Annotated in this window: 1 protein-coding gene; it reads left to right on the top strand. The window is 46.4% G+C overall.

Features of this window, described 5'->3' with window-relative positions; genetic code table 11:
• Nucleotides 1–239: hypothetical protein (locus tag NE619_RS19420; RefSeq protein ID WP_256133920.1), on the top strand; the 239-nt coding region annotated here is incomplete at both ends.

Here is a 239-nt window from a genome sequence, read left to right as displayed (position 1 = left end):
ATATGACGCAGTTTAACACGCCGGGGCTTGTCAATCTTTTCGGTACGGCGACCAGTGATATTGGGCAGATGGTACTGGGGGAAATTGCAAGTACGGCCAGAAAACAGCAAAGAGAAGAAAAAACTGTTCGTACCTTTGCAAGAACGAAGCCAGAGGAATACAATCAAACCATACCAAACGACAGGACAAAAGAAAGGAGCCAGAGCCATGATGAAACTCACATACAGCAAACAGGGCGA

Source organism: Anaerovorax odorimutans (genome assembly GCF_024459955.1).
GTDB classification, from domain to species: Bacteria; Bacillota; Clostridia; order Peptostreptococcales; family Anaerovoracaceae; genus Hominibacterium; species Hominibacterium odorimutans_A.
This window is presented reverse-complemented; position numbering and strand designations above follow the sequence as displayed.